Genomic DNA, 229 nt, shown 5'->3' on the forward strand with positions numbered 1-229 from the left:
GCTCGTGACGCGCGTGCTGAACGGGATCGACGACATCCATTTCGCGACGCTCACGAGCGAGGACGTCGTGCGGCACTCGCTCGTCGGTCGCATCGTCGACGCCTACACGGAGTACGACGCGAAGAAGCAGGCGCGCGACCACGAGCGCCGCGAGGCGAGCGAGTTCGCGAACCGCGCTGAACGCCGCAAGAACATCAGGAAGAGCTGACGGATGTCGATCGAGATCAAC

General features: G+C 64.6%; 1 pseudogene. It reads left to right on the plus strand.

Features of this window, described 5'->3' with window-relative positions:
- Nucleotides 1–208: pseudogene (locus FJ658_RS15285) on the plus strand (PhoH family protein); the annotation flags it as partial.
- Nucleotides 209–229: the final 21 nt, after the last annotated feature.

Origin of the sequence: Schumannella sp. 10F1B-5-1, from assembly GCF_006517535.1 — a bacterium.
Lineage (GTDB): Bacteria > Actinomycetota > Actinomycetes > Actinomycetales > Microbacteriaceae > Schumannella.